This is a genomic window from Kitasatospora sp. A2-31 (genome assembly GCF_022288725.1).
Lineage (GTDB): Bacteria > Actinomycetota > Actinomycetes > Streptomycetales > Streptomycetaceae > Kitasatospora.
This window is the reverse complement of record NZ_JAKNTA010000196.1, coordinates 1-1329: the sequence shown is the minus strand read 5'-3', so window position 1 is coordinate 1329 and position 1329 is coordinate 1. Positions and strand designations below refer to the sequence as shown.

Sequence of the window (1329 nt, the reverse complement as noted above, 5' to 3'; positions counted from 1 at the left end):
CCCGCCTCCGGCGGGTCGGCTGGCGGCGCCGACCGGTGCGCCGCCGGGACGTCCGGCCCCTCCGCTGCCCGGGCGGGGGGCAGGGGGGCGACACCGGCCGGACACCCGCTGTTCCGGCTGCCGACACGTCCCGGACCGGCAGTGCGTGGAACATGTCGCGGTCGGCGCGGCCCCGGATCGGGGGCGCCGGCCGCGCCACGTGAAAGGAACCGCGCCATGTCCACACCTCCGCTGCCGCGCCCCCGGGTCCTCGTCGTCGGCATCGACGGCGTCCGGTACGACCTGCTGGGCCGGGTCCCGATGCCGCGGCTCACGGAGGTGGCCGAGGCCGGGTTCCTGGCGCCCGTCACGGTGGCCGGCTCCACGCCCACCATGTCCGGCCCCTGCTGGGCCACCATCGTCACCGGGGTCGAGCCCGCCAAGCACGGCGTCTGGGGCAACCACCTCGCCGGCAACCGGCTGGACGTGTTCCCCGACTTCGCCACCCGCCTCGCCCGGCAGGACGGCCGCCGCACCTTCGTCGCCGCCGGCTGGGACCCGCTGATGATCAAGGAGTCCGGCGGCCCGCTGTTCCGCGCCCCGGGCCGCCTCTCGTACGTCGCGCCCGCGGCGGACACCCCCGAGGCCTGGGAAGCCGTGGACGAGGAGGTCACCCGCGAAGCCGTGCACGTCCTGGCCACGACCGACCCGGAGGCCTCCTTCGTCTACCTCGGAGCCGTCGACGAGACCGCGCACTTCCTCGGCTGCGGCGAGGAGTACCGGGCGTCCATGCGCACCGCCGACGAGCGCCTCGGCCGGCTGCTCGACGCCGTCCGCAGCCGCGCCGACCACGCCGACGAGGCATGGACGGTCATCGTCGTCACCGACCACGGCCACGTCGACGCCGGCGGCCACGGCGGCCGCACCCCCGAGGAGCGGACCGCGTGGGTGGCCTGCGCCGGTCCCGGCATCCCGGCCGCCCCGCCGACCGGCGAGATCCGCCACCCGGACGTCGCCGCCCAGGTATACGCGGCACTCGGTCGGCCCATCGATCCCCACTGGACTCTGGACGGCCGCCCGTTCCCGGTCGCGCAGCCCGCTCCCGCAGGCGTCTGACCGCACGGCGCGGCCGGGAACCCCCGGGCCGGTGCGCCGCGTGTACTCCTGAAGGCGGAGGCCGTACCCCCACGGTCGGAGGAACGGTCGCGACCTCGTGGTGACGACCCGGCAGGCGGGTCGGCCCCAGGATGGAAACATCTCCGGCCCGGGAGCACGGGCCGGGCGGACGGACATCGGACAGAGAGGGCACGGCGGGCATGAACGGCATCGTGAGCAAGGTCGCAGTCGGGG

At 76.4% G+C, this 1329-nt stretch carries 1 protein-coding gene; it reads left to right on the top strand.

Annotation, left to right across the window (positions count from 1 at the left end; translation table 11 throughout):
• The first annotated feature begins 216 nt into the window (after nucleotides 1-216).
• On the top strand, nucleotides 217-1095 hold the full coding sequence (locus MCM47_RS40835; protein WP_308222333.1) for an alkaline phosphatase family protein: 879 nt from the start codon (nucleotides 217-219) through the stop codon (nucleotides 1093-1095).
• Nucleotides 1096-1329: the final 234 nt, after the last annotated feature.